Below are 23,312 nucleotides of genomic sequence, written 5' to 3' on the forward strand. Positions count from 1 at the left end.
CATGAAGCCGTCCGTCATCCTCTACAAGGCGCTGCCTGATAACCTGCTGTCCCGACTTGAAAGCCACTTTACCGTCACCCAGCTTGACGATATCAGCCCGGAAACCGTGAAAGCGAATGCAGAGCTTTTTGCCAATGCGGAAGGTATCCTGGGCTCCGGCGGCAAAGTCGACGGCGCGTTTCTGGCCAATACGCCCAAGCTGCGTGCGGCTTCTACCGTTTCTGTCGGCTACGACAACTTTAACGTGGAGGCCCTGAACGAGCGCGGCGTGGTGCTGATGCATACGCCGACGGTGCTGACTGAAACGGTGGCCGACACCGCCATGGCCCTGATCCTCTCCAGCGCACGCCGCGTGGTGGAAGTCGCCGAGCGCGTGAAGGTCGGCGAATGGCAAAGCAGTATTGGCGCTGACTGGTTTGGTATCGACGTGCACCATAAAACGCTCGGTATTCTGGGCATGGGACGCATCGGCCTGGCGCTGGCACAGCGCGCACACTTCGGCTTCAGCATGCCGATTCTGTACAACGCCCGTCGCCATCATAAAGAAGCGGAAGAGCGTTTTAACGCCCGCTACTGCGACCTGGACACCCTGCTGGCAGAGTCCGATTTCGTTTGTATCCTGCTGCCGTTAAGCGAAGAAACCCGCCACCTGATTGGCGCAGAGCAAATTGCGAAGATGAAATCCTCCGCCATTCTGATCAACGTCGGGCGCGGCCCGGTGGTTGACGAAAAAGCGCTGATTCAGGCGTTGGAAGAGGGGAAAATTCACGCCGCCGGGCTGGATGTTTTTGAGCAGGAACCGCTGCCGCTGGACTCCCCACTGCTCGGCATGCCAAACGTGGTGGCCCTGCCGCACATCGGCTCAGCCACCCATGAAACGCGCTATGGCATGGCAGAATGCGCGGTGGAAAACCTGATTACCGCGCTGACCGGCAAGGTGGAAGTGAACTGCGTGAACCCGCAGGTGCTGAAATAGTTCCGTATTAACGCCCATAAAAAAAGCGGAGTCGCCGTTAAGCGCTCCGCCTTTTCTTAGCTTACTAAATTTACTGCATTGCGGTCTGTGCCGCGCTCCAGGCCTGAGTAAACGCCTGATGCTGGGCAGACAGCGGACCAATCAGCGAGTTGTACTGGCTTGCCTGCTGGGAAGTCGGGAACTGAATACCGCCGTTAGCAAAGCCAACCTGAGTCCCCTGCTGAGCGATAAAATCACCCACCTGTACCAGCTGCTGGGTCAGGGTTTGCGCGGCTGGGATCAGCGGCGCCATGGCGTTCGCCGGGCCGGTCACCACTTTCTGGTAAACCTGGTAGTAAACGGTTTTCAGATCGTCAGGCTGTTTCAGCGCCGCAAGCGCGCCGTCGGCCTGCATTTTTGCATTTTGCACCTGCTGACCTAAGACGTTCAGCGAGCCGTTAGCCTGGCGCAGCGCGTCGCGCTGGGTCATATAATCCTGCGGCGCGCGGATGCTGTTCACGCTATCCACGACCGGCTTCATTCCTTCGTCCATTGCCTGGCTAACCTGCTGGGAGAAGCCGTACAGAATGGCGTAGTCGGAGACCAGCGGGCCAAACTGTTTTTTCTGATCGGACGTCAGCGTTGGCAGGCGATCGCCGCTACGCATAGCCGTGTTTTGCAGAAAATCGATGAACGCCTTACGCTGGTCGCCTTCTTTATCGAAGCAACCACTCAGGCTCACCACCATTAATAACGCCGCCAGCGGCGCAAACCAGCGAGACCAGGACTTACCTGTCGCCATCATTTCTACTCCTGTCACCAATGCACTACCTGGCAAATTGCCACCCAATAACGATGCTAAGAATAGTCCAACAGCCCTTCGCAAGATACCCTTTCGCAATAATCTCTTATGCTTCTTCCACGGCGGAAGACTGCGCGCGAAAAGCCCTGCGGGACAAAGGCTGGATTAGCTTGCTAAGGATTTGCATAACTATTTACACATTTATACTAACGCCCACCATCAGAAGCTTTTCAAACGCTTACTTCGACTGGGCATTCAGCTGAAACGCATAAGCATTTTTTTTCAGCACGTTTAGCCCCTAACGTGATCCTACGCACGCTTTAAATCCAGCTACAGTTAATAGGCTTCTTTGCGTTCACGTTCTCGCTGTGTGATTTATGAGGAGTTCTCAATGGAATATAAAGATCCAATGGTTGAGCTGCTTAGCAGTCTTGAGCAGATTGTTTTTAAAGATAATCAGGTCATTAGCCTGAGTCAGAAACCCAGCGCCTTCTCGGAGTTTGAGCAGCTACGTAAAAGTACCGGACTAAAAATCGATGATTTTGCTCAGGCGATGGGGGTTAGCGTCACGATGGTGCAGGAATGGGAGTCCAGACGACTCAAGCCCTCAAGCACCGAAATGAAATTGATGCGTCTGATTCAGGCCAATCCAGGCCTCAGTAAGCAGTTAATAAGCTAGAAAATCGTTGCTGCGTTTGAAAACAACCCCGCTATGATGCGGGGTTTGTCATTTTAGCGCCGGGATCAGAACGTTTCCCAGTTTGCATCGGCCGCCGACGCTGCCTGTGGTTTTAACATGGCCGGCTGAGGACGCAGTTTTTCCTGCACTGGCTCCACGCGACGCCCTCCGGCCTGCTGAAGCTGGAACACCGCCACAGCCTGACGCAGTTCGCTCGCCTGATCTTCCAGCGCGGCAGCGGCAGAAGCGGACTCTTCCACCAGCGAGGCATTTTGCTGGGTCACGCTGTCCATCTCGGACACCGCCTGTGCCACCTGCTCAATGCCTTTGCTTTGTTCTTCGGAAGCGGAAGCAATTTCGCCCATAATGTCGGTCACACGGGTGACAGCCGAAACGATTTCCTTCATGGTCGCCCCGGCTTCGCGAACCTGGCTTGAGCCGGTATCTATGCGCGATACCGAGTTTTCAATCAGCACTTTAATCTCTTTCGCGGCCTGCGCGCTGCGGCTGGCCAGCGTTCTGACCTCCCCTGCAACAACGGCAAATCCACGGCCCTGCTCGCCCGCACGGGCAGCTTCTACCGCGGCGTTAAGCGCCAGAATGTTGGTCTGGAAGGCAATACTGTCGATAACGCTGGTGATATCCACGATTTTACCGGAGCTTTCGGCGATTTCGTTCATCGTGCTGACCACGCTGTCGACCACTCGCCCGCCTTTCTGCGCGGTTTCGGAGGCATTTTTCGCCAGACCGGTCGCCTGGCGCGCGTTGTCGGTGTTCTGTTTCACGGTGGCGGTAAGCTGCTCCATGCTGGCCGCCGTCTCTTCCAGCGCCGCTGCCTGCTGCTCGGTGCGGGAGGAGAGATCGCTGCTGCCGGCAGATATTTCGCTGGCGCCGGTGTAAATGGAATCGGCGTTGTCGCGCACCACGCTCACGGTCTTCGCCAGCGACTGCTGCATGGATTTAAGCCCGGCAGACAGGCGGCTCATTTCGCTGCGCCCTTCGGCGTCGATAGTGCGGGTTAAATCCCCTTCCGAGATAGCCTGAATGTGCCCCATCGCGGTTTTTAGCGGCCACAGCAGCACGCGCTGCAGGCCCAGCCAGATAACCACCAGCGCGGCGATAACAATCAGCAAAATGGTGCCCAGCGTCCAGAGCATACCGGTATAGCTGCTTTGGTTCTGCGCGCTGGCGGCCTTCAGCAGACGGGTGTTTTGGGTCAGCCACTGGCCATAAACGGCTTTGAAATCGTCCTGAGCCTGCTGGGCATCAAGGTTGCCGTAGGCCTGGTAGTTATCGGCCTTCAGGAACTGAATGGACTGCGCCATGACGTCATGCATTTGCTTAAAGCTGGCGGCCGCTTTGTCATCAATGGCTTTGTCCTGGCCCGGCACATCGTCGGAATCCATGTAGTTGCTGAACTGCTTTTGCGCCTCGACCAGCAGCCCGCCAGCATTCGTCAGCAGCTTGTTCATCGCCTCCAGCGAGGCAGGATCGCGCTGATTTTTCAGGACACGAATCGCCACGCGGTTGATGGTGACGCGGGTTTCAACCAGCGTCTGGAAGCTGCCGCCAAGCTGCTGTTGCTGGTAGTTAAGCAGGCCGGTATTTTGGAAGTTAAGGCGATCGCTGCTGACGGAGGAGAAGAACAGAGCCCCGGTCACCAGCAACAACACGCTGAAAATCCCGAGCGTAGTCACGATGCCGGTAATAACTTTGATATTTTTCATAGCGCCGAACGTTCCTGAAGTAGTGGCCGATATGAGATATATCGGTTCGGCGCAGATTTACCTTATCGCCCCTGGCGCGACTTTTTGTTAATCCATTGATATTTGAAAGTAAAAAAATTAATAAAAAAACCCGCCGAAGCGGGTTTCTGAAGGTGTATAGCTTTTAAACCATTACTGCAACAGGGAGATATCCGCCACCTGCAGGAACAGCTCGCGCAGCTTGGTCAGCAGCGTCAGACGGTTAATACGCAGATCTTTATCTTCCGCGTTAACCATTACCTTGTCGAAGAACTCATCCACCGGCTCGCGCAAATTGGCCAGCTCTTCCAGGGCTTCCTGGTAACGGCCTTCGGCGAAGTACGGCTGCAGCTTATCGCGCAGCACAACCACGTTAGTCGCCAGGCGAATTTCTTCGGCCTCTTTCAGGACAGAAGCATGCACGATGTCGTTCAGCACTTCATCGGACTTGGCAAGAATGTTGGACACACGCTTGTTAGCCGCCGCCAGAGACGCCGCCGCTTCCAGAGTACGGAAGTGGGAAACCGCCTTCATGCGGGCATCGAAGTCCGCCGGTTTGGTTGGACGACGCGCCAGCACCGCCTGGATGGTGTCAACCGCGTGGCCTTCTTCCTGATACCAGGCGCGGAAGCGGCCCAGCATAAAGTCGATAACCTCATCCACTACGTTGGTGTTGGTCAGCTTGCTGCCGTAGAGGCGAACCGCTTCTTCGGTCAGGGTCTGCAGATCCAGCGGCAGGTTTTTCTCAACGATAATGCGCAGCACGCCCAGCGCGGCACGGCGCAGCGCGAACGGGTCTTTATCGCCTTTCGGATGCTGACCAATGCCGAAGATGCCCGCAAGGGTGTCCATCTTGTCGGCAATCGCCACCGCGCAGGCCACCAGGTTAGACGGCAGTTCATCGCCCGCAAAGCGAGGCTGATACTGCTCGTTTAGCGCAACCGCTACGTCTTCCGCTTCGCCGTCGTGACGGGCGTAGTGCATGCCCATGATGCCCTGGGTGTCGGTAAACTCGAACACCATGTTGGTCATCAGGTCACACTTGGACAGCAGGCCAGCGCGGGTTGCATGATTCACGTCTGCGCCAATCTGGCCCGCAATCCAGCCTGAAAGCGCTTCGATGCGGTTAGTTTTGTCGCGCAGGGTGCCCAGCTCTTTCTGGAACAGGACGGTTTCCAGACGCGGCAGGTTATCTTCCAGACGCTTTTTGCGGTCGGTATTGAAGAAGAACTCGGCGTCCGCCAGGCGCGGGCGAACCACCTTCTCGTTACCGGAAATGATCTGCACCGGGTCTTTCGACTCGATGTTCGTCACGAAGATGAAGTTTGGCAGCAGCTTGCCGCTGTTGTCGTAAACCGGGAAGTACTTCTGGTCACCCTTCATGGTGTAAACCAGCGCTTCGGCAGGCACGGCCAGGAATTTCTCTTCGAACTTCGCGGTCAGCACCACCGGCCATTCCACCAGCGAGGTGACTTCTTCCAGCAGGCTTTCGCTCAGGTCCGCGTTACCGCCAATTTTACGGGCGGCTTCTTCGGCATCACGTTTGATGGTGGCTTTACGCGCTTCGTAATCAGCGATGACCTTCCCGCGCTCCTGCAGGATTTGCGGATACTGGTCGGCATTGTCGATGGTGAATTCCGGCTCGCCCATAAAGCGGTGGCCGCGAATCACGCGATCGGACTGAATGCCCAGAATAGTGGCAGGGATCAGCTCGTCACCCAGCAGCAGCGTCACGGTGTGAACCGGGCGCACGAACTGAATGTCGGACGCGCCCCAGCGCATCAGTTTTGGAATCGGCAGCTTCGCCAGGGAAGTGGCGATCATGTTCGGCAGCAGTGCCTGCACGCTTTCGCCCTTCACGTGGGCGCGGTACATCAGCCATTCGCCTTTGTCGGTCGCCAGACGCTCGGCCTGGTCAACGGTAATTCCGCAGCCACGAGCCCAGCCTTCGGCAGCTTTGCTTGGTTTGCCTTCGGCGTCAAACGCCGCAGACACCGCAGGGCCGCGTTTTTCGACTTCGCGATCCGGCTGAGAAGCCGCCAGGTTAGCGATTTTCAGCGCCAGGCGACGCGGAGCAGCAAACCATTTTACTTCGCCGTGGGCGATGTTGGCCGCATCCAGCTCGGCGGTAACGTTAGCAGCGAAGGATTCAGCCAGGCTGCGCAGGGCTTTTGGTGGCAGCTCTTCAGTGCCGATCTCCACCAGAAAAGTTTTTTCAGACATGGCGGCCTCTTAGTTGTTCTTATTACACATCGGGAAGCCAAGCGCTTCACGAGAAGCGTAGTAGGCTTCGGCCACGGCTTTGGTCAGGGTGCGAATGCGCAGAATGTAGCGCTGGCGCTCGGTCACGGAAATGGCCTTGCGCGCATCCAGCAGGTTAAAGCTGTGAGCGGCTTTCAGAATACGTTCGTAGGCCGGCAGCGGCAGCGGAGTTTCCAGCGCCAGCAGCTGCTGCGCTTCTTTCTCGTACTGCTCGAAGCAGGTGAACAGGAAGTCCACGTCGGCGTATTCGAAGTTATAGGTGGACTGCTCCACTTCGTTCTGGTGGAACACGTCGCCGTAGGTGGTTTTACCCAGCGGGCCGTCGCTCCACACGAGGTCGTAAACGCTGTCTACGCCCTGAATGTACATCGCAAGACGCTCTAAACCGTAGGTGATTTCGCCGGTCACCGGCTTACACTCCAGGCCGCCAACCTGCTGGAAGTAGGTGAACTGCGTCACTTCCATGCCGTTAAGCCACACTTCCCAGCCCAGGCCCCATGCGCCAAGCGTTGGGTTTTCCCAGTTATCTTCCACGAAGCGAATGTCATGAATCGTTGGATCCATACCCAGCTCTTTCAGAGACCCGAGGTACAGCTCCTGAATGTTGTCCGGGGAAGGCTTAATCACCACCTGGAACTGATAGTAGTGCTGTAAACGGTTCGGGTTTTCGCCATAGCGGCCGTCGGTAGGACGGCGGGACGGCTGCACGTAAGCGGTGGCCATTGGCTCCGGGCCTAAGGCACGCAGGCTGGTCATCGGGTGAGAGGTGCCTGCGCCTACTTCCATGTCCAAAGGTTGAACAATGGTGCAGCCCTGGCGAGCCCAGTAGTCCTGTAAGGTCAGGATCAGGCCTTGAAAGGTCTTGGTATCAAACTTTTGCATGTTGAATTCGCACGCGTTCGGTGGATTTAAGAGAAGCGGCCAGTATATACGCAAACGCGGTCGAGTTGTATCAACACGGCAACGGAACGGCCGTGAGCGGGAAAGGCGTCAGGTTGTTGCCCGTTGGTTGAGGTTTTCGCGGCTGGAAAGGTGTGAAAATTGACCACTTTCGTCAAACGAACAGGTAAATCCCTCTTTGCGGGTGGTGCTGCCCATCATTTCATAGCTGGCCTGGTACTGTTTAAATTCAGACAGGTTGATGCGCTGCGGCTGCGTGTTGTAGCGGTACGCGGCCTGGTTTTTACAGGCAAGCTCCATCGTCCCGGTATGAACAATCGGCCGACGCTCTTTTGCCGACTGGCTTTCCTGCTGTGGCGCGCTGCAGGCGCTAAGCATGAGCGCGAAAAAAGCGCTTAAGAGGAGTCTATTTTTTCTTTCTGCCATCATCATTTGCTACCAGTGCGTTAAACTCGGTTTCTTATTCATACTCCCCGTGGAGTCCGGCATTTTGCGAAGCCGTCGCGGGGATAGCAAGATGCGCGGAGCAAACTCAGACATTTCCGGGCGCAGGTACACAAGCGGCTTCAGGGGAACGAATGCAGCAAAAAATAAACTGGATTGATAACCTTCGGGGCATTGCCTGCCTGATGGTGGTTATGATCCACACCACGACCTGGTACATCACCAACCCACATACCGTGACCGCTTTTAGCTGGGATTTTTCAAACGTTCTGAACTCGGCTTCACGCGTCAGCGTGCCGCTGTTTTTCATGATTTCCGGGTATCTGTTTTTTGGCGAACGCAGCGCGCAGCAGCGCCATTTTCTACGCATAGCCAGCTGCCTGCTGTTTTATAGCGCCATTGCGCTGCTCTATATCTGGCTGTTTACCCCGATAAGCATCGGCCTTGCGCTGCGCTACATCCTGGTAAAACCGGTGTTCTATCACCTGTGGTTTTTCTTCGCGATTATGGTGATTTACCTGCTTTCGCCGCTGATACAGGTGAAGAAGGTCAGCGCGGTGACAATCCTTGGGTTGATGGTGCTGCTCGGCGTGGTGGCCAACCCCAACACGGTGCCGCAGACGCTGGGCAATATGCGCTGGCTGCCCGTTAACCTCTACATTAACGGCGACACCTTTTATTACGTGCTTTACGGCCTGCTAGGCCGGGCGATTGGCATGTTCGATACCCAAAGAAAAGGCGTGAGCGGCCTGGCAGGCGGCCTGTTCGTGATTTGCGTCATGTCGATTGCGCTGGGCACCCACCGGCAGTTGGAAATCAACCAGAACTTCGCCGAAACCTTCTACGTGTATTGCGGCCCGCTGGTGTTTATTGCCGCCATCAGCCTGCTGGTCGTGGCGAAGAACTGCCTGAACCAGCGCCCGCTGCCCGGCCTGACGTTTATTTCCCGCTACTCGCTGGGCATTTACGGGTTTCATGCGCTGATCATTCATTATTTGCGCACACACGATATCCAACTGACCTACTGGCCGGTGCTGGATATTCTGTGGATTTTCGGCGCAACGCTGGCAGGCAGCCTGCTGCTGGCCGTTGGCGTTGGAAAACTCGACCGCAAAAAACTGGTTAGCTAAGCGCCACGCATTCTGCCCCGCGCCCGATGCAGCTGGCGCGGGGAAGAAAATCCTGCGGCGCTGGCGGCCTGCTCGAGGCGCTGCCCCTGCTGTAGCCGTTGCTCTGCTACCGCAAGCCGCAGCTGTTCCAGATAGTCGCGCACGGAAATCCCCAAATGCTGCTGAAATAGGCGGGATAAGTGCCGCGGGCTGACGTGAACCCGGTCGGCAATTTCCGGTACCGGCCAGGGCGCTTCAGGAGATGCGGCAAGCAGATCCTGCGCACGGTGCACGGCGGGATGAATATGATTCCGGTAGCGAAGCCAGGGTGAAAGCTGCGGGTCGTCGCCCGAGCGGCGGAACCAGACCACCATCTCTCTGGCTACCTCCAGCGCTACCCTCGGGCCGCAGTAGCGGTTAATCAAATGCAGGGAAAGATCGATCCCGGAGGTTATCCCGGCGCTGGTCCAAATCCCCCGGTCTTCAACAAAAATCCGGTTGTCTTTGACCTGCGCGCCGGGGGCCGCCGCTTTCAATCGCTCAAGGACGTCATGATGCGTTGTGCACTGAATACCGTGCATCAGTCCCGCTCGTGCCGCCAGCAGTGCCCCGGAGCACACGCACATCAGGTTAAGCTGCTGGCTGTGAATTTGCGGCTGCAGGCGGGTTAACCAACGCCGGACTTCTTCCGCCTGCGGCGTGGCAAAAAACCGGTTTGAATCGCACACGCCGGGCAGCACCAGCAGGCTCCCGGGGGGAAGGTTTTCAGGTAGCGGCTGAATACCGCTGAAGGTCAGGCCAATGGAGGTTTCAACCTGGGGGTCTGGCCCAATGTAGTGCAGATCAAACGCGTTCTTCGCCAGCCCCAGCGTTTCCGCCGGGCCGCTCAGATCGAGGGACAATATCCCCGGCAGCACCACAAACCAGACCCCAATACTCATTCCAGCGACTCCAGACACTCGGCTACGGTTTGTATTTCGGCGAACCGCCCGGCCAGCACGGTTTCAGTGCGGTGGCGCAGGGTGGCGGAGTCCAGCGTAACGCCTTTCCAGGTCATCGGGAAGGTGAGCATGGCTTCGCTCACGAAAGAAACCCGGTAACCCAGGTCAGAGGCAACGCGCGCGGTGGTTTCACAGCATTGCTCGGTGCGGATCCCACAGATAATCAGGTGGTTGATGTCTCGGGTACGGAGCCAATGATCCAGCCCGGTATCGGTAAACGCGTTATGAACGTGTTTCTGGAAACTGACCGCTGCCTGATGCTGCAAAAACGGCATCGGCGTAACAAACCCGGATTTCAGCGAAAAAACATCATCTTCATCCACGTGGAAGATATCCACCACCGGTATGCCCTTCTGCTGGCAGCCGGCAATAAGCGCCAGCATCGCCTGCTGAAACGCAGGCACATCATCCTCTTGCCAGTAATTCCGGTGGAAGAAAGACCGTTGGGTATCAATATTGATCAGCGCGGCACGTGACATATTCGGACTCCTCATTGGTTTGCTTAAAACCATTCTGGCAGGGGATTCCGCAAGCGCTGATACCAAAAACGGACAGGATGGTGTTGGTTTGAGACGACGATCTTCACTCATTCTAAATGGCTGTCTTTTAGCCCAAAATACGTTCTATGAACGATGGACTTAGGTTCCGTTCACTTCTAGCCCTGCTTTATATGTCATCACAGAGACGGTGAACGTCTCGGTGGAGTCACCGTCACTCCCCCGAGACCCCGGACTCCCGGCCAAATAAATCGCCGCAAGCGGTAAACCNNCGTTCCCGACGGCCGGACCCCGGCCAGTCGGAGAGAAAACTGAGGCGATTTAAGCCGGAACCGAGCCTCGCTTTTGACCCAAATCCATTCTGAAAGTCATTGTTGCTTCAAGTCCTACAGCCACGCCCTTACTCCTGGAAACAGGGCTTCTTTGCACACCTTCTCCCTCACTGGGAAAACGGCTATCAGGACATCAGCGGCAACAGCTGCTGATAAATCTGGTTAAACACCTGACGCCGCCCGGCGTAGCGCTGATGCCGGGCAAAATCTGGCTGATGCCTTTGCTCGAGAGGCAGCTGGGGCAGCAGCGACTGCAAAGGCTGCCCCGGTGAGAGCGCGATTTGCGCCAGGCGAGCTGCACCCAGAGCAGGCCCAACGTCGCCGCCTGTGCGGTAGTCCAGCACCTGACCGCTGATATCGGCCAGCATTTGCCGCCAGTACGGGCTGCGAGCACCCCCGCCAATCAGCGTGACGCTGTCGGGCGTAATGCCGCATTCATGCACAACGTCCATGCCGTCCGCCAGCGCGTAGCCCACGCCTTCCAGCACCGCACGGGCAAGCTCGGCGGGGCCATGTTGATGGGTCAGGCCAAAAAAGGTGCCTTTAGCCTGAGGATTGTTGTGCGGGGTTCGTTCGCCGGAAAGATAGGGCAGAAACCAAATAACGCCCGCCTTCGGGTTAGCCTGTTCCGCCGCCGCCAGCAGGGCCGGAACGCTCCCCAGACCGGTGAGTTTTGCCGCCCAGTCCAGGCAGGAAGCCGCGCTGAGCATGACCGACATCAGGTGCCAACGGTTGGGTAACGCATGGCAAAAACTGTGTACCGCGCTTTCCGGCTTACTGCGAAAACCGTCGCTTACGGCGAAATAGACGCCGGAGGTGCCGAGCGAGAGCATGGCCTGCCCGGCGTCAACCATCCCGACGCCGATAGCCCCGGCGGCATTATCACCGCCGCCCGCCACCACGGGCACCGCAGGCATATTCCAGCTTTCAGCGACATCGCGCTTCAGCACGCCGGTGATTTCACTGCCCTCGAACAATTCGGGCATATGCTGGCGAGAAAGGCGGCAGGCGTCGAGCATCGTGTCGCTCCAGTCGCGCTTTGCCACATCCAGCCACATCGTGCCCGCCGCGTCGGACATATCGCTGGCAAATTCCCCGGTCATCCTCAGGCGCAGGTAGTCCTTCGGCAGCAGCACTTTATTGATTTGCGCAAAGATATCCGGCTCGTGGCGCTCGACCCACAGCAGCTTCGGTGCGGTAAAGCCGGGCATCATCAGGTTGCCGGTTATGGCTCTTGCCTCTTCAACGTTACTTTCCAGCAGCGCACATTCTTCGCCGCTGCGGCCATCGTTCCAAAGAATGGCCGGGCGAAGCACGCGCTGTTTGCTGTCCAGTAACGTCGCACCATGCATCTGGCCGGCAAGCCCAATCGCCTTTACGCCGCTAAAAGAACGTTCCGCCCCTAGCGCGCGCATCGCGCGGTCTGTGGCCTGCCACCAGTGTTCGGGATCCTGCTCGGACCAAAGGGAGTGAGGCCGGGAAACGGTCAGCGACTCGCTGTGTGCAGCCACCACCTCGCCTGCTTCGCTCAGCAGGATTACCTTCACGCCCGACGTGCCAAGATCGATGCCGATATACATGGTAGCTCCTTAATATCGCGCCGCTTTTCGGCGGCGCAGGCAAGTTTAGTTATCGAACAAATAGTGGTTAATCAGGTTTTCTAAAAGCTCCTGATGCCCGCTCTGATGCTGCGGGGCCAGCTTGTGCTGCTCAGCGTACTGCGCGAGCTGCGTGAGCGATATCTGACCTTTAAGAATTTGCTGGCCCAGCTCACTATTCCATCCGGCGTAACGTTTCGCGACGCGTTTATCCAGCTCACCATCCTCCACCATGCGGGCAGCAATTTTTAGCGCCAGTGCCATCGTATCCATGGCGCCGATATGGCCGTAGAACAGGTCATATTTATCGGTGCTCTGACGGCGCACTTTGGCATCGAAGTTCAGGCCACCGGTGGTGAATCCTCCGGCCTTCAGAATTTCATACATCACCAGCGCGTTTTCCTCAACGCTGTTCGGGAACTGATCGGTATCCCAACCCAGCTGTGGATCGCCACGGTTGGCATCGACCGAGCCAAAGATACCTAATGCAATCGCGCTGGCGATTTCGTGGTGGAAGGAGTGACCAGCCAGCGTCGCGTGGTTCGCCTCGATGTTGACCTTTATCTCTTTTTCGAGACCAAACTGCTTCAGGAAGCCGTAAACGGTCGCAACGTCGTAATCATACTGATGCTTGGTTGGCTCCTGCGGCTTCGGCTCGATAAGCAGCGTGCCGCGAAAACCGATTTTATGCTTGTGCTCAACGACCATTTGCATGAAGCGGCCAATCTGCTCGCGCTCCTGCCGCAGGTCGGTATTCAACAGGGTTTCATAGCCTTCGCGCCCACCCCACAGCACATAGTTTTCCCCGCCTAATTGATGCGTGGCGTTCATTGCCGTCACGACCTGGGTCGCCGCCCAGGTGAACACTTCGGGATCGGGATTCGTTGCCGCCCCGGCGCCGTAGCGCGGGTGAGTGAAGCAGTTAGCGGTGCCCCACAGCAGCTTCACGCCGCTTTCCTGTTGTTTTTGCGCCAGGACTTCCGTCATCTGGGCGAAATTGTTCAGGTATTCCTTCAGAGAAGCGCCTTCCGGTGAAACGTCGACGTCATGGAAACAGTAATACGGCACGCCAAGTTTCTGGAAAAACTCAAACGCCACATCAGCCTTGCGCTTCGCCAGCGCCAGTGCGTCTCCAGCCTGCTGCCAGGGGCGTTCAAATGCCCCCACGCCGAACATGTCCGCCCCCGTCCAGCAGAATGTGTGCCAGTAGCAGGCCGCAAAACGCAGGTGCTCTTCCATGCGTTTCCCAAGAATTAATGCATCTGGGTTGTAGTGACGAAACGCCAGTGGGTTGGTGGTTTTCGGGCCTTCAAAACGCACGCGGTCGAGTTGGTCGAAATAAGCTTGCATAATTAACTCCGTCATCAGGAAACAGCGGTCAGGATATTGAGTTATTTCATCCTGAATTCTCCCTGGCGGTTGCTCAATTACGTTATTTCACTCTGGGGTTAAGAGAATCCCCAAATGTGCGTCACTTCGCAAAAAACCACTAAAATAATAAAAAAATATCGCGCAACACCTTCCATAAATGAGTGCAACAGGCCGTCAATTCAATATTAAATTAGATCGCCATCATATTTTTACGATTAAACAAAAAAACATAACGCGAAGATAAAAATCTGTAATTGATGGTCACGCCTATACGGATAACAATCTACAGGGTCTGCTGATATGAATCATTCTTTACTCCTATAAGCCATTTCCCCTACAGGTAAAATAATATGAAGATAAAGAACCTCTTACTCACGCTATGCGCCTCACTCATTCTTACCAGCGTAAGCGGTATCGCCAAAGAAGTGAAAATCGGTATGGCGATAGACGACCTGCGCCTGGAGCGTTGGCAAAAAGATCGCGATATTTTTGTAAAAAAGGCGGAATCCTTAGGGGCAAAAGTGTTTGTCCAGTCCGCCAACGGTAACGAAGAAACGCAGATGTCGCAAATTGAAAACATGATCAATCGCGGCGTTGATGTATTAGTTATTATTCCTTACAACGGCCAGGTATTAAGCAACGTGGTCGCAGAAGCGAAACGCGAAGGCATTAAAGTGCTCGCCTACGATCGCATGATTAATAATGCCGACATTGATTTTTATATTTCTTTCGATAATGAAAAAGTCGGTGAATTACAGGCTAAAAGCATTGTAAGCAAAGTGCCTCAAGGCAATTACTTTTTGATGGGCGGTTCGCCGGTGGATAATAACGCGAAATTATTCCGCGCCGGGCAGATGAAAGTATTAAAACCTTATATTGATGAAGGGAAAATTAAAGTCGTCGGCGATCAGTGGGTTGACGGCTGGTTGCCGGAAAACGCGCTGAAAATTATGGAAAACGCTCTGACAGCGAATAATAACAAGATTGATGCGGTCGTGGCGTCTAACGATGCCACGGCAGGCGGTGCTATCCAGGCACTAAGCGCGCAAGGACTGGCCGGGAAAGTCGCGATTTCGGGTCAGGATGCTGACCTGGCGGGCATTAAACGTATTATTGCCGGCACCCAAACGATGACCGTCTATAAACCCATTACCAAACTGGCAAATACCGCCGCTGAAATTGCCGTCGAATTAGGCGAAGGCAAGCAGCCAGCCACGGATGCCAGCTTAAATAATGGCCTGAAGGATGTTCCATCCCGCCTCTTAACCCCTATTGAGGTGGAAAAAAACAATATCGACAGCACCGTTATCGCCGACGGTTTCCACAAAAAGAGCGACCTGTAGCCGACGGGCCCGCGCGCTTGCGGGCCTTCTCGCTCAACCGGAGGAGAGCTTATGCCTCATTTGTTGGAAATGAAAAACATCACCAAAGCCTTTGGCACGGTGAAAGCCGTGGATAACGTGAGCCTGACGCTTGAAGCCGGGGAAGTGATGTCGCTGTGTGGCGAAAACGGCTCGGGCAAATCCACGCTAATGAAAGTGCTATGCGGTATTTACCCCCACGGCAGTTACGACGGTGAAATCTGGTTTGCGGGAGAGCTGCTGCAGGCAGGCCATATTCGCGACACCGAGCGAAAAGGGATCGCCATCATTCATCAGGAACTGGCGCTGGTTAAGCATCTTACGGTGCTGGAAAACATTTTCCTGGGGGCAGAGATTACGCATCGCGGCCTGCTCGACTTCGACACCATGACGCTTCGCTGCCAGAAGCTGCTTGCCCAGGTGAACCTGTCTCTTTCCCCGGATACGCGCGTGGGGGATTTAGGTCTTGGTCAGCAGCAGCTGGTGGAGATCGCCAAGGCGCTGAACAAGCAGGTCAGGCTGCTGATTCTGGACGAACCCACCGCTTCGCTCACCGAACAGGAAACCGCCGTGCTGCTCGGGATTATTCGCGACCTGCAGGCTCACGGCATCGCCTGTATTTATATTTCCCACAAGCTCAATGAAGTAAAAGCCATTTCAGACACCATCTGCGTTATTCGCGACGGGCAGCCCATCGGTACTCGTGAAGCTAAGCAGATGAGCGAGGACGACATCATTACGATGATGGTAGGGCGGGAACTGACGGCGCTTTACCCTAACGAGCCGCACCAAACCGGCGACGAGATCCTGCGCGTGGAGCACCTGACCGCATGGCACCCGGTCAACAAACACATTAAGCGGGTAAACGATGCCTCTTTTTCCCTGCGCAAAGGGGAAATTCTGGGTATTGCCGGGCTGGTCGGGGCCGGAAGAACCGAGGCGGTTCAGTGCCTGTTTGGCGTCTGGCCTGGCCGCTGGGAGGGCAGAGTCTATATCGACGGTCAGCAAGTGCATATCAATACCTGCCAGCAGGCGATTGCCCATGGCATTGCTATGGTGCCGGAAGATCGTAAAAAAGACGGCATCGTGCCGGTGATGGCCGTGGGGCAAAACATCACCCTTGCCGCATTAAGTCAGTTCTCTGGGGTATTGAGCAGCCTGGACGAGGCTCAGGAGCAAAACTGCATGCTGCAGTCGCTCAAGCGTCTGAAGGTTAAAACCTCATCGCCTGACCTGGCCATTGGCCGCCTCAGCGGTGGGAATCAGCAAAAAGCTATTCTTGCCCGCTGTCTGCTGCTTAATCCACGCATTCTGATACTCGATGAACCCACGCGAGGCATCGACATAGGCGCGAAGTACGAAATCTACAAACTTATTAATCAGCTGGTGCAGCAGGGGATTGCCGTCATTGTCATCTCCTCTGAATTACCGGAAGTGCTCGGCCTGAGCGACCGCGTGCTGGTCATGCATGAGGGCCGCATTAAAGCCGATTTGATTAACCACAATCTGACCCAGGAAAAGGTCATGGAAGCCGCCCTGAGGAGTGACCCCCATGTCGAAAAGCAATTTGTCTGAACTGAAACTGACGCCACCAGGCCGGGCCTTGCCTGGGGCGCTAAAATCGCTGAATCTGCAGGTTTTTGTCATGATTGCCGCTATTGCCGTCATCATGCTGTTCTTTACCTGGCAGACGGAGGGGGCTTATTTGAGCGCCCGCAACGTGTCTAACCTGCTGCGGCAAACGGCGATTACCGGCATCCTGGCCGTCGGCATGGTGTTTGTCATTATCTCGGCCGAAATCGACCTCTCGGTGGGCTCAATGATGGGGCTGCTCGGCGGCGTGGCGGCCATTTTTGACGTCTGGCTTGGCTGGCCATTGCCGCTCACGATTGTCGTCACGCTGGCCCTGGGCCTGGTCCTCGGAGCGTGGAACGGATGGTGGGTTGCCTATCGCAAGGTTCCGTCGTTTATCGTCACGCTCGCGGGCATGCTGGCGTTTCGCGGCATTCTTATCGGCATTACCAATGGCACCACGGTGTCGCCGACCAGCAGCGCAATGTCGCAAATCGGGCAAAGCTATCTGTCAGGCGGCATCGGCTTCACCGTGGGCGTGCTGGGGCTGATGGCCTTTATTGCCTGGCAGTGGCGGCTTCGCATACGCCGCCAGGCGCTCGGCCTTGCTGCGCCGGCATCGGGCGGCGTTGTTGGCCGTCAGGCGATCACCGCCGTGGTCGTGCTTGGTGCAATCTGGCTGCTGAACGATTATCGCGGCGTTCCGACGCCGGTGCTGCTCCTTGCTCTGCTGCTGCTCGCCGGGATGTTTATGGCCACCCGCACCGCGTTTGGTCGCCGTATTTACGCCATCGGCGGCAATATCGACGCGGCGCGGCTGTCGGGGATAAACGTTGAACGCACCAAGCTGGCGGTATTTGCGATAAACGGCCTGATGGTGGCGATTGCCGGGCTGATCCTAAGCTCACGCCTCGGCGCGGGTTCACCTTCCGCCGGTAATATCGCCGAACTGGATGCCATTGCCGCCTGCGTCATCGGTGGAACCAGCCTGGCGGGCGGCATCGGCAGCGTCGCCGGGGCGGTCATGGGGGCGTTTATTATGGCCTCTTTGGACAACGGCATGAGCATGATGGACGTGCCCACCTTCTGGCAGTACATCGTGAAAGGGGCCATTTTGCTGCTGGCGGTATGGATGGATTCCGCGACCAAACGCCGGGCCTGATGCGCAAGCGGCGCAAAACGTGCAAACGGTCACAATGCCGGGGCGACGTTCCCCGGCTGGCTCGCGGCTGTGGTATTCAGGCATCTGGCTAGCTACGGGAAACTATCAGCATGTTTGAGAAACGTCATCGCATCACGCTGTTATTCAACGCCAATAAAGTCTATGACCGGCAGGTGGTTGAAGGCGTGGGGGAATATTTGCAGGCGTCTCAATCGGAGTGGGACATTTTTATCGAAGAAGACTTTCGCGCCCGCATCGATAACATCAAAGAGTGGCTGGGCGACGGCGTGATTGCCGATTTTGACGATCGGGAAATTGAACGCCTTCTGGAAGGCGCCGAAGTCCCGATTGTGGGCGTTGGTGGCTCCTACCACTCGCCGGAGCATTATCCGCCGGTCCACTATATCGCCACCGACAACCATGCGCTGGTAGAAAGCGCTTTTCTGCACCTGAAAGAGAAAGGCGTCCAGCGCTTTGCTTTCTATGGGCTTCCCGGCTCGAGCGGCAAGCGTTGGGCCACAGAGCGCGAGCACGCTTTTCGACAGCTGGTTGCGAAGGAGAAGTACCGGGGCGTGGTTTATCAGGGCATCGAAACGGCGCCAGAGAACTGGCAGCACGCACAGAATCGCCTCGCCGACTGGGTACAAACGCTGCCGCCGCAAACCGGTATTATTGCGGTAACGGACGCTCGAGCCCGCCACCTGCTGCAGGTCTGCGAGCATCTGCATATTCCCGTCCCGGAAAAGCTGTGCGTGATCGGCATCGATAACGAGGAACTGACCCGCTATTTATCGCGGGTGGCGCTTTCGTCGGTGGCGCAGGGTACGCGCCAGATGGGCTATCAGGCCGCCAAACTGCTGCACCGCCTGCTGGACCACGAAAACCTGCCGCTGCAGCGCGTGCTGGTGCCGCCGGTCAGGGTTGTGGAGCGCAGCTCTACGGATTATCGCTCGCTGCATGACCCGGCGGTGATCCAGGCCATGCACTACATTCGCAATCACGCCTGCAAAGGCATAAAAGTCGAACAGGTGCTGGATGCGGTGGGGATCTCGCGCTCAAACCTGGAGAAACGTTTTAAGGAAGAAGTGGGAGAGACGATTCACGCGGTGATTCATGCGGAGAAACTGGAAAAGGCAAGAAGCCTGCTTATCTCAACGTCTTTATCTATCAATGAAATATCACAGATGTGCGGCTACCCGTCTTTGCAATATTTCTATTCGGTATTTAAAAAAGAGTACGACGCCACGCCAAAAGAGCATCGCGATAGATTTAGCGAAATTTTAGTTTAAAGCCATAAATAACAATGCCCTCCGAAGAGGGCATTGTTTAATTTCATTCAGACAATGAAAATTAATTCGGCAGCATGAAACGCTGGTTACTCTGATACATCGCGAACAGGAAATTATTATAGCTGGAGCCTCGGGTTGAATACCCTTTCAGCTTATGGATCATATTGTTGGCCGTCACTTCCTGATCCGCTTTACGCAGCTTAGCGCGCTCTTTACGGAATGAAGAATAGGCCGGATGGGTATTCAGATTCGCCACGTACGCATTAACGCCTTCATTCACAGAACCGTAATGCAGGTAGCCTTTGACCTTGCCCGGCTCGCTGTTGCAGTGGCGCCTGGTACACTTCATGCCAAACAGGTTGTTGTTGCTGCGGGCAAGCTTAGAAGTCCCCCAGCCGCTTTCCGCCGCCGCCATCGTCGCCACCATATTGGTAGGGATAATGTCGACTTTCTCCAGCAGGGTGTTCCACGGCACGCGGTTGGTGTTGCCGCGCCATGCTACCTTATACCGCTGGGTGATTTCTTTCAGGCGTGTGCGCTCACTCGGCGACCAACGCTTCTCGTACTGTTTTGAAATCAACCAGTTACGATCGGCAGTTATCACTGCATTTTGGCGGGTAATATATGGCATGACCGTCCGGAGAAACGCTTTTTTCCTTGGTGTCCCGGAAGGGTATTTTCGCAAATCAGGAAGCGAACCATTTTCACTATTGCGAGAATACTCTTTTTTACTACTTGCCAGCTTACTACTTACCGCTTTTTTACTGCTTACTTTCGTTATATGGGCCTTGCTGTGCGATTTAGGCTCATGTTTACTGGCGAACGCGTGACTTGAAAAGCCCACGGTCAGCAGCATGAGTATCGCGGCCCCGAATCGTCGGAATGGGGGTGATATCATTAGCTCTCCTGGTCGGATCGATCGTTTCCAGTGCCTTGTTTTTTAAAAGGTTTTAGAAAAATAGGTGCGAATTATATCAAAATTAACCGCTCAGAGCACCTTTAGAAATAGTACTATTCCGAAACAATGTCACCTATGAACTTCTTATAGTGATAAAAAGTATTGTAAAATTCGGGAGTTAATCACAGTTCATGATGCAGGAAAAAAATGAACTGCTGAGGGCTGTTCCCGCGTTTAGAGAGTGAGATTATTGGTTATATTTTTAAGGTGGCGGCGGCAATAACCTGGCAGAGGTGCAACCGGGGTTAAGGCGCTCAAATAACATTTGATACAGGAAAACTGGCAACATGAGCCTGGTGCAGAACCTGATAAAAAAAGCCTTTGCGACGGCGAATGCCAACGAAGCCGCCAGCTTCCTGGCCAGCGCATGCAACCGCATGAAATCGCATAACAAAGAGCAGATTCAGGCCGAGGTTAGCGCGGCATTAGTCAACGTTAATCTTGTTCGCATCAGTGAAAAACCGCCGCAGACCAAAACGGTTTACCAGGACTCGCCGGAAACCCTCCGTCGCCTGAAAGACGCAGAATCTCTCTCTGCCAGCCTGCTTGCCCAGTTGCGTGAAGCCCAGCAGCGTTCCGCTCAGGGCGACACAGCAGAAACCACCACCCGCCTGCACAGGTATGAAAAACAGGTCGCAGAACTCCAGAAAGCGCTGAATATCAGCCAGGAAATGCACCTCAAAGAATCAGCCCTGGTACGCAGCGTGATGCAGCGGGAAATTGACGAGCTTAAAAGCCTGCTAAACCGCCAGAAAGAGTCCGGGTCCGGGCTGGCGGAGACTCACCAACGCGAAAAAAACGAGCTGTATCAGCGCCTAGAAGCCGCGGACGAGCTGATAAAAACCCAGCAGGAGGCGCGCTACAAAGCGGAAGAGGAAGTCACCCAGCTACACGAAAAGCTGGCAAACCTTCAGGCAGATAACCACTACAGTTTTGAGCAGTGTGAAACCCTGAACGCCAGGCTCACCAAAACGATCGATGAGCTACTGGCCACCCGCAATACGCTGACCGCGCACTTCGGCCACTGGCTGACGAATAAATAAAAACGTTAACGCCGTCACTCACCCTTGCGGCTCCACCCTGCATAACGTAGGCGCAGGATGAGCGCCCTCCGTCTGAACGGTGGCAAACTGCGCAATAAATCCCCACAGGATGATGCGTATGAAACGGTTCTCTCTCTGTCTTTTACTCACGCCTTACCTCGCTTACGCAGGCTGGACCGCACCGGGACTTCCTGCTTTTCAGGAAACGGGTCCGTGCCAGTTCATCAGCACCGCTCATCTGGACAAAGGCTCGCTGCCGCTTAATCTGAAGCTAGATAACCAATGCTGGCAGCCTGCAGAAACCATCAAGCTTAATCAGGCTCTTTCACTCAGGCCGTGCTCAGGCGATGCGCCTGCGTGGCGACTTTTCCGAGCCGGAGAATACCAGGCACAGATAGATACCCGCAGCGGTACCCCCACGCTGATGCTCAGCATTAAGCCCGAGGCCAGCAGCCAGCCTCAACAGACGGTGGCGCAGTGCCCTAAATGGGATGGAAAGCCACTCACCGTCGACGTTAGCAGTACTTTCCCGGAAGGTTCACTGGTGCGTGATTTCTACAGCGGAGGCACGGCAAAAGTTGAGCAAGGCCATATCACGCTGATGCCTGCCGCCGGAAGCGACGGTTTATTGCTGCTGGAATCCGCAGCCGTAGAAAAACCAGCGCCGTTTAGCTGGCACAATGCGACGGTCTACTTCGTTCTGACCGATCGTTTTGAAAACGGCAACCCTGCAAACGACAGCAGCTATGGCCGCCACAAAGACGGAATGCAGGAGATAGGCACCTTCCACGGAGGCGACCTCGCGGGGCTCACCAGCAGGCTGGATTACCTGCAGCAGCTTGGTGTTAACACGCTCTGGATAAGCTCCCCGCTGGAGCAAATTCACGGCTGGGTGGGCGGCGGCACCAAAGGCGACTTCCCACACTACGCCTACCACGGTTACTACACCCTGGACTGGACGAAGCTTGACGCCAACATGGGTAACGAAGCCGAGCTCCGCAAACTGGTGGATGAAGCCCACAGGCGCGGGATCCGCATTCTGTTTGACGTTGTCATGAACCACACAGGCTATGCGACGCTCGCCGACATGCAGGAGTACGAGTTTGGCGCGCTGTATCTCAAAGGGGAGGAACTCAGGAAAACGCTCGGCGAGCGCTGGACTGACTGGAAGCCAGCGGCGGGCCAAAGCTGGCACAGCTTTAACGACTACATCAACTTTAGCGACAAAGCCGCGTGGGATAAGTGGTGGGGCAAGGCCTGGATCAGAACGGACATTGGCGATTACGACAACCCTGGCTTCGACGACTTAACTATGTCGCTCGCCTTCTTGCCCGATTTGAAAACCGAAGCGACCGCTCCGGCAGAACTCCCGATATTTTACCGCCACAAGCCCGATACCGCCGCGAAGGTGATACCTGGCTACACCGTTCGCGACTACCTGACCCACTGGCTTAGCCAATGGGTACGTGACTATGGCATTGATGGTTTCAGGGTAGATACCGCAAAACACGTTGAAAAAGCGGCCTGGCAGCAATTAAAAACGCAGTCCAGCGCGGCATTAGCCGAATGGAAGCAGGCCAACCCGGACAAAAAAATCGATGATGCACCGTTCTGGATGACGGGCGAAGCCTGGGGCCACGGCGTGATGAAAAGCGATTACTACGCGAACGGCTTCGACGCGATGATCAACTTCGACTACCAGGAGCAGGCGGCCAAAGCGGTAGAATGCCTGGCCACGATTGCCCCTACCTGGCAACAAATGTCGGACAAACTCCAGCAATTTAACGTGCTGAGCTACCTGTCCTCCCACGACACCCGCCTGTTCCGGGAAGGTGGACAAAAAGCGGCGGAGCTGCTGATGCTGACTCCGGGCGCGGTGCAGATTTTCTACGGCGATGAAACGCAAAGACCGTTTGGCCCAACGGGGTCTGACCCGCTGCAGGGCACCCGCTCGGACATGAACTGGCCGGACGCCACAAGCAAGCAGGCCGCAACGCTTGCCCACTGGCAGAAGCTGGGCCAGTTCCGCGCCCGCCATCAGGCCATCGGCGCAGGAAAACAAACGACGTTAAGCGTCAAACAGGGCTATGCCTTTAGCCGGGTCAGCGGCGATGACAAGGTGATGGTGGTGTGGGCGGGGAATCGATAGTCGTCATATCGACTATTTAAGTTCGGCTAAGGTTCCGTTCACTTCCAGTTCGGTTTCATATGTCACCACCGAACCGGTGAACG

At 55.8% G+C, this 23,312-nt stretch carries 19 protein-coding genes; 9 read left to right on the forward strand and 10 right to left on the reverse strand.

The window, feature by feature from the left end; genetic code table 11:
* Position 1 precedes the first annotated feature (1 nt).
* On the forward strand, positions 2-976 hold the full coding sequence (ghrB, locus tag HX778_RS03395) for a glyoxylate/hydroxypyruvate reductase GhrB (protein ID WP_176981295.1): 975 nt from the start codon (positions 2-4) through the stop codon (positions 974-976).
* A 70-nt stretch (positions 977-1,046) separates the two neighbouring features.
* Here ghrB and HX778_RS03400 read toward each other — a convergent pair whose 3' ends face one another.
* Positions 1,047-1,757, reverse strand: coding sequence for a DUF3053 domain-containing protein (locus HX778_RS03400; RefSeq protein WP_038483066.1), 711 nt, complete (start codon positions 1,755-1,757; stop codon positions 1,047-1,049).
* A gap of 391 nt (positions 1,758-2,148) precedes the next feature.
* Here HX778_RS03400 and HX778_RS03405 point away from each other — a divergent pair, with 391 nt between their 5' ends.
* Positions 2,149-2,436 (forward strand): HTH-type transcriptional regulator, encoded by a 288-nt coding sequence (locus HX778_RS03405; protein WP_038477456.1) that lies wholly within the window; start codon positions 2,149-2,151, stop codon positions 2,434-2,436.
* Positions 2,437-2,501: 65 nt separating this feature from the next.
* Here the strand turns inward: HX778_RS03405 and HX778_RS03410 are convergent, their stop codons facing one another.
* The 4 genes from HX778_RS03410 to HX778_RS03425 all read right to left on the reverse strand — a co-directional run bounded on the left by HX778_RS03410 (position 2,502) and on the right by HX778_RS03425 (position 7,721).
* The gene (locus HX778_RS03410) at positions 2,502-4,163 is read right to left on the reverse strand and encodes a methyl-accepting chemotaxis protein (RefSeq protein ID WP_038477453.1); all 1,662 of its coding nucleotides are present in this window, start codon (positions 4,161-4,163) and stop codon (positions 2,502-2,504) included.
* Between the two features lie 171 nt (positions 4,164-4,334).
* The gene (gene glyS / locus HX778_RS03415) at positions 4,335-6,404 is read right to left on the reverse strand and encodes a glycine--tRNA ligase subunit beta (protein WP_176981296.1); all 2,070 of its coding nucleotides are present in this window, start codon (positions 6,402-6,404) and stop codon (positions 4,335-4,337) included.
* Between the two features lie 9 nt (positions 6,405-6,413).
* On the reverse strand, positions 6,414-7,325 hold the full coding sequence (glyQ, locus tag HX778_RS03420; protein ID WP_038477447.1) for a glycine--tRNA ligase subunit alpha: 912 nt from the start codon (positions 7,323-7,325) through the stop codon (positions 6,414-6,416).
* A 108-nt stretch (positions 7,326-7,433) separates the two neighbouring features.
* Positions 7,434-7,721 carry a YsaB family lipoprotein gene (locus HX778_RS03425; protein ID WP_326979611.1) on the reverse strand — a complete coding sequence of 96 codons (288 nt, stop codon included), beginning with the start codon at positions 7,719-7,721 and terminating at the stop codon, positions 7,434-7,436.
* 200 nt (positions 7,722-7,921) lie between these two features.
* Here HX778_RS03425 and HX778_RS03430 point away from each other — a divergent pair, with 200 nt between their 5' ends.
* Positions 7,922-8,917, forward strand: a complete 996-nt coding sequence (locus tag HX778_RS03430) for an acyltransferase (RefSeq protein ID WP_176981297.1) — start codon at positions 7,922-7,924, stop codon at positions 8,915-8,917.
* Here the strand turns inward: HX778_RS03430 and HX778_RS03435 are convergent.
* From HX778_RS03435 to xylA, 4 genes are all read right to left on the reverse strand, one after another.
* Positions 8,914-9,837: a GlxA family transcriptional regulator gene (locus HX778_RS03435; RefSeq protein WP_176981298.1), complete on the reverse strand. Its 924-nt coding sequence runs from the start codon at positions 9,835-9,837 to the stop codon at positions 8,914-8,916. The genes HX778_RS03430 and HX778_RS03435 overlap by 4 nt on opposite strands.
* Positions 9,834-10,376 carry an isochorismatase family protein gene (locus HX778_RS03440; protein ID WP_038477439.1) on the reverse strand — a complete coding sequence of 181 codons (543 nt, stop codon included), beginning with the start codon at positions 10,374-10,376 and terminating at the stop codon, positions 9,834-9,836. Before HX778_RS03440 ends, HX778_RS03435 begins: the two co-directional genes overlap by 4 nt.
* A gap of 475 nt (positions 10,377-10,851) precedes the next feature.
* Positions 10,852-12,306: a xylulokinase gene (gene xylB / locus HX778_RS03445; RefSeq protein ID WP_176981299.1), complete on the reverse strand. Its 1,455-nt coding sequence runs from the start codon at positions 12,304-12,306 to the stop codon at positions 10,852-10,854.
* 45 nt (positions 12,307-12,351) lie between these two features.
* Positions 12,352-13,674, reverse strand: coding sequence for a xylose isomerase (gene xylA / locus HX778_RS03450; protein ID WP_038483060.1), 1,323 nt, complete (start codon positions 13,672-13,674; stop codon positions 12,352-12,354).
* 371 nt (positions 13,675-14,045) lie between these two features.
* Here xylA and xylF point away from each other — a divergent pair, with 371 nt between their 5' ends.
* The 4 genes from xylF to xylR all read left to right on the forward strand — a co-directional run bounded on the left by xylF (position 14,046) and on the right by xylR (position 19,079).
* Positions 14,046-15,038 (forward strand): D-xylose ABC transporter substrate-binding protein, encoded by a 993-nt coding sequence (gene xylF, locus HX778_RS03455; protein WP_038477433.1) that lies wholly within the window; start codon positions 14,046-14,048, stop codon positions 15,036-15,038.
* 51 nt (positions 15,039-15,089) lie between these two features.
* Positions 15,090-16,631 carry a xylose ABC transporter ATP-binding protein gene (locus tag HX778_RS03460; RefSeq protein ID WP_176981300.1) on the forward strand — a complete coding sequence of 514 codons (1,542 nt, stop codon included), beginning with the start codon at positions 15,090-15,092 and terminating at the stop codon, positions 16,629-16,631.
* The gene (xylH, locus tag HX778_RS03465) at positions 16,609-17,790 is read left to right on the forward strand and encodes a xylose ABC transporter permease XylH (RefSeq protein ID WP_038477427.1); all 1,182 of its coding nucleotides are present in this window, start codon (positions 16,609-16,611) and stop codon (positions 17,788-17,790) included. The genes HX778_RS03460 and xylH overlap by 23 nt, the downstream gene beginning before the upstream one ends.
* A 110-nt stretch (positions 17,791-17,900) precedes the next feature.
* Complete coding sequence (gene xylR / locus HX778_RS03470; protein ID WP_038477424.1) at positions 17,901-19,079, forward strand: D-xylose utilization transcriptional activator XylR; 1,179 nt, start codon at positions 17,901-17,903, stop codon at positions 19,077-19,079.
* Between the two features lie 61 nt (positions 19,080-19,140).
* Here the strand turns inward: xylR and HX778_RS03475 are convergent, their stop codons facing one another.
* Positions 19,141-19,977: a protein bax gene (locus HX778_RS03475; RefSeq protein WP_038477421.1), complete on the reverse strand. Its 837-nt coding sequence runs from the start codon at positions 19,975-19,977 to the stop codon at positions 19,141-19,143.
* 347 nt (positions 19,978-20,324) lie between these two features.
* Between HX778_RS03475 and HX778_RS03480 the strand changes: the two genes are divergently transcribed.
* Together HX778_RS03480 and HX778_RS03485 are read left to right on the forward strand one after the other, a co-directional pair.
* Positions 20,325-21,080, forward strand: a complete 756-nt coding sequence (locus tag HX778_RS03480; protein WP_038477418.1) for a hypothetical protein — start codon at positions 20,325-20,327, stop codon at positions 21,078-21,080.
* Between the two features lie 118 nt (positions 21,081-21,198).
* Positions 21,199-23,229 carry an alpha-amylase gene (locus tag HX778_RS03485; protein WP_176981301.1) on the forward strand — a complete coding sequence of 677 codons (2,031 nt, stop codon included), beginning with the start codon at positions 21,199-21,201 and terminating at the stop codon, positions 23,227-23,229.
* Positions 23,230-23,312: the final 83 nt, after the last annotated feature.

The organism is Cedecea sp. P7760, from assembly GCF_013386425.1.
GTDB lineage: Bacteria > Pseudomonadota > Gammaproteobacteria > Enterobacterales > Enterobacteriaceae > Cedecea > Cedecea selenatireducens.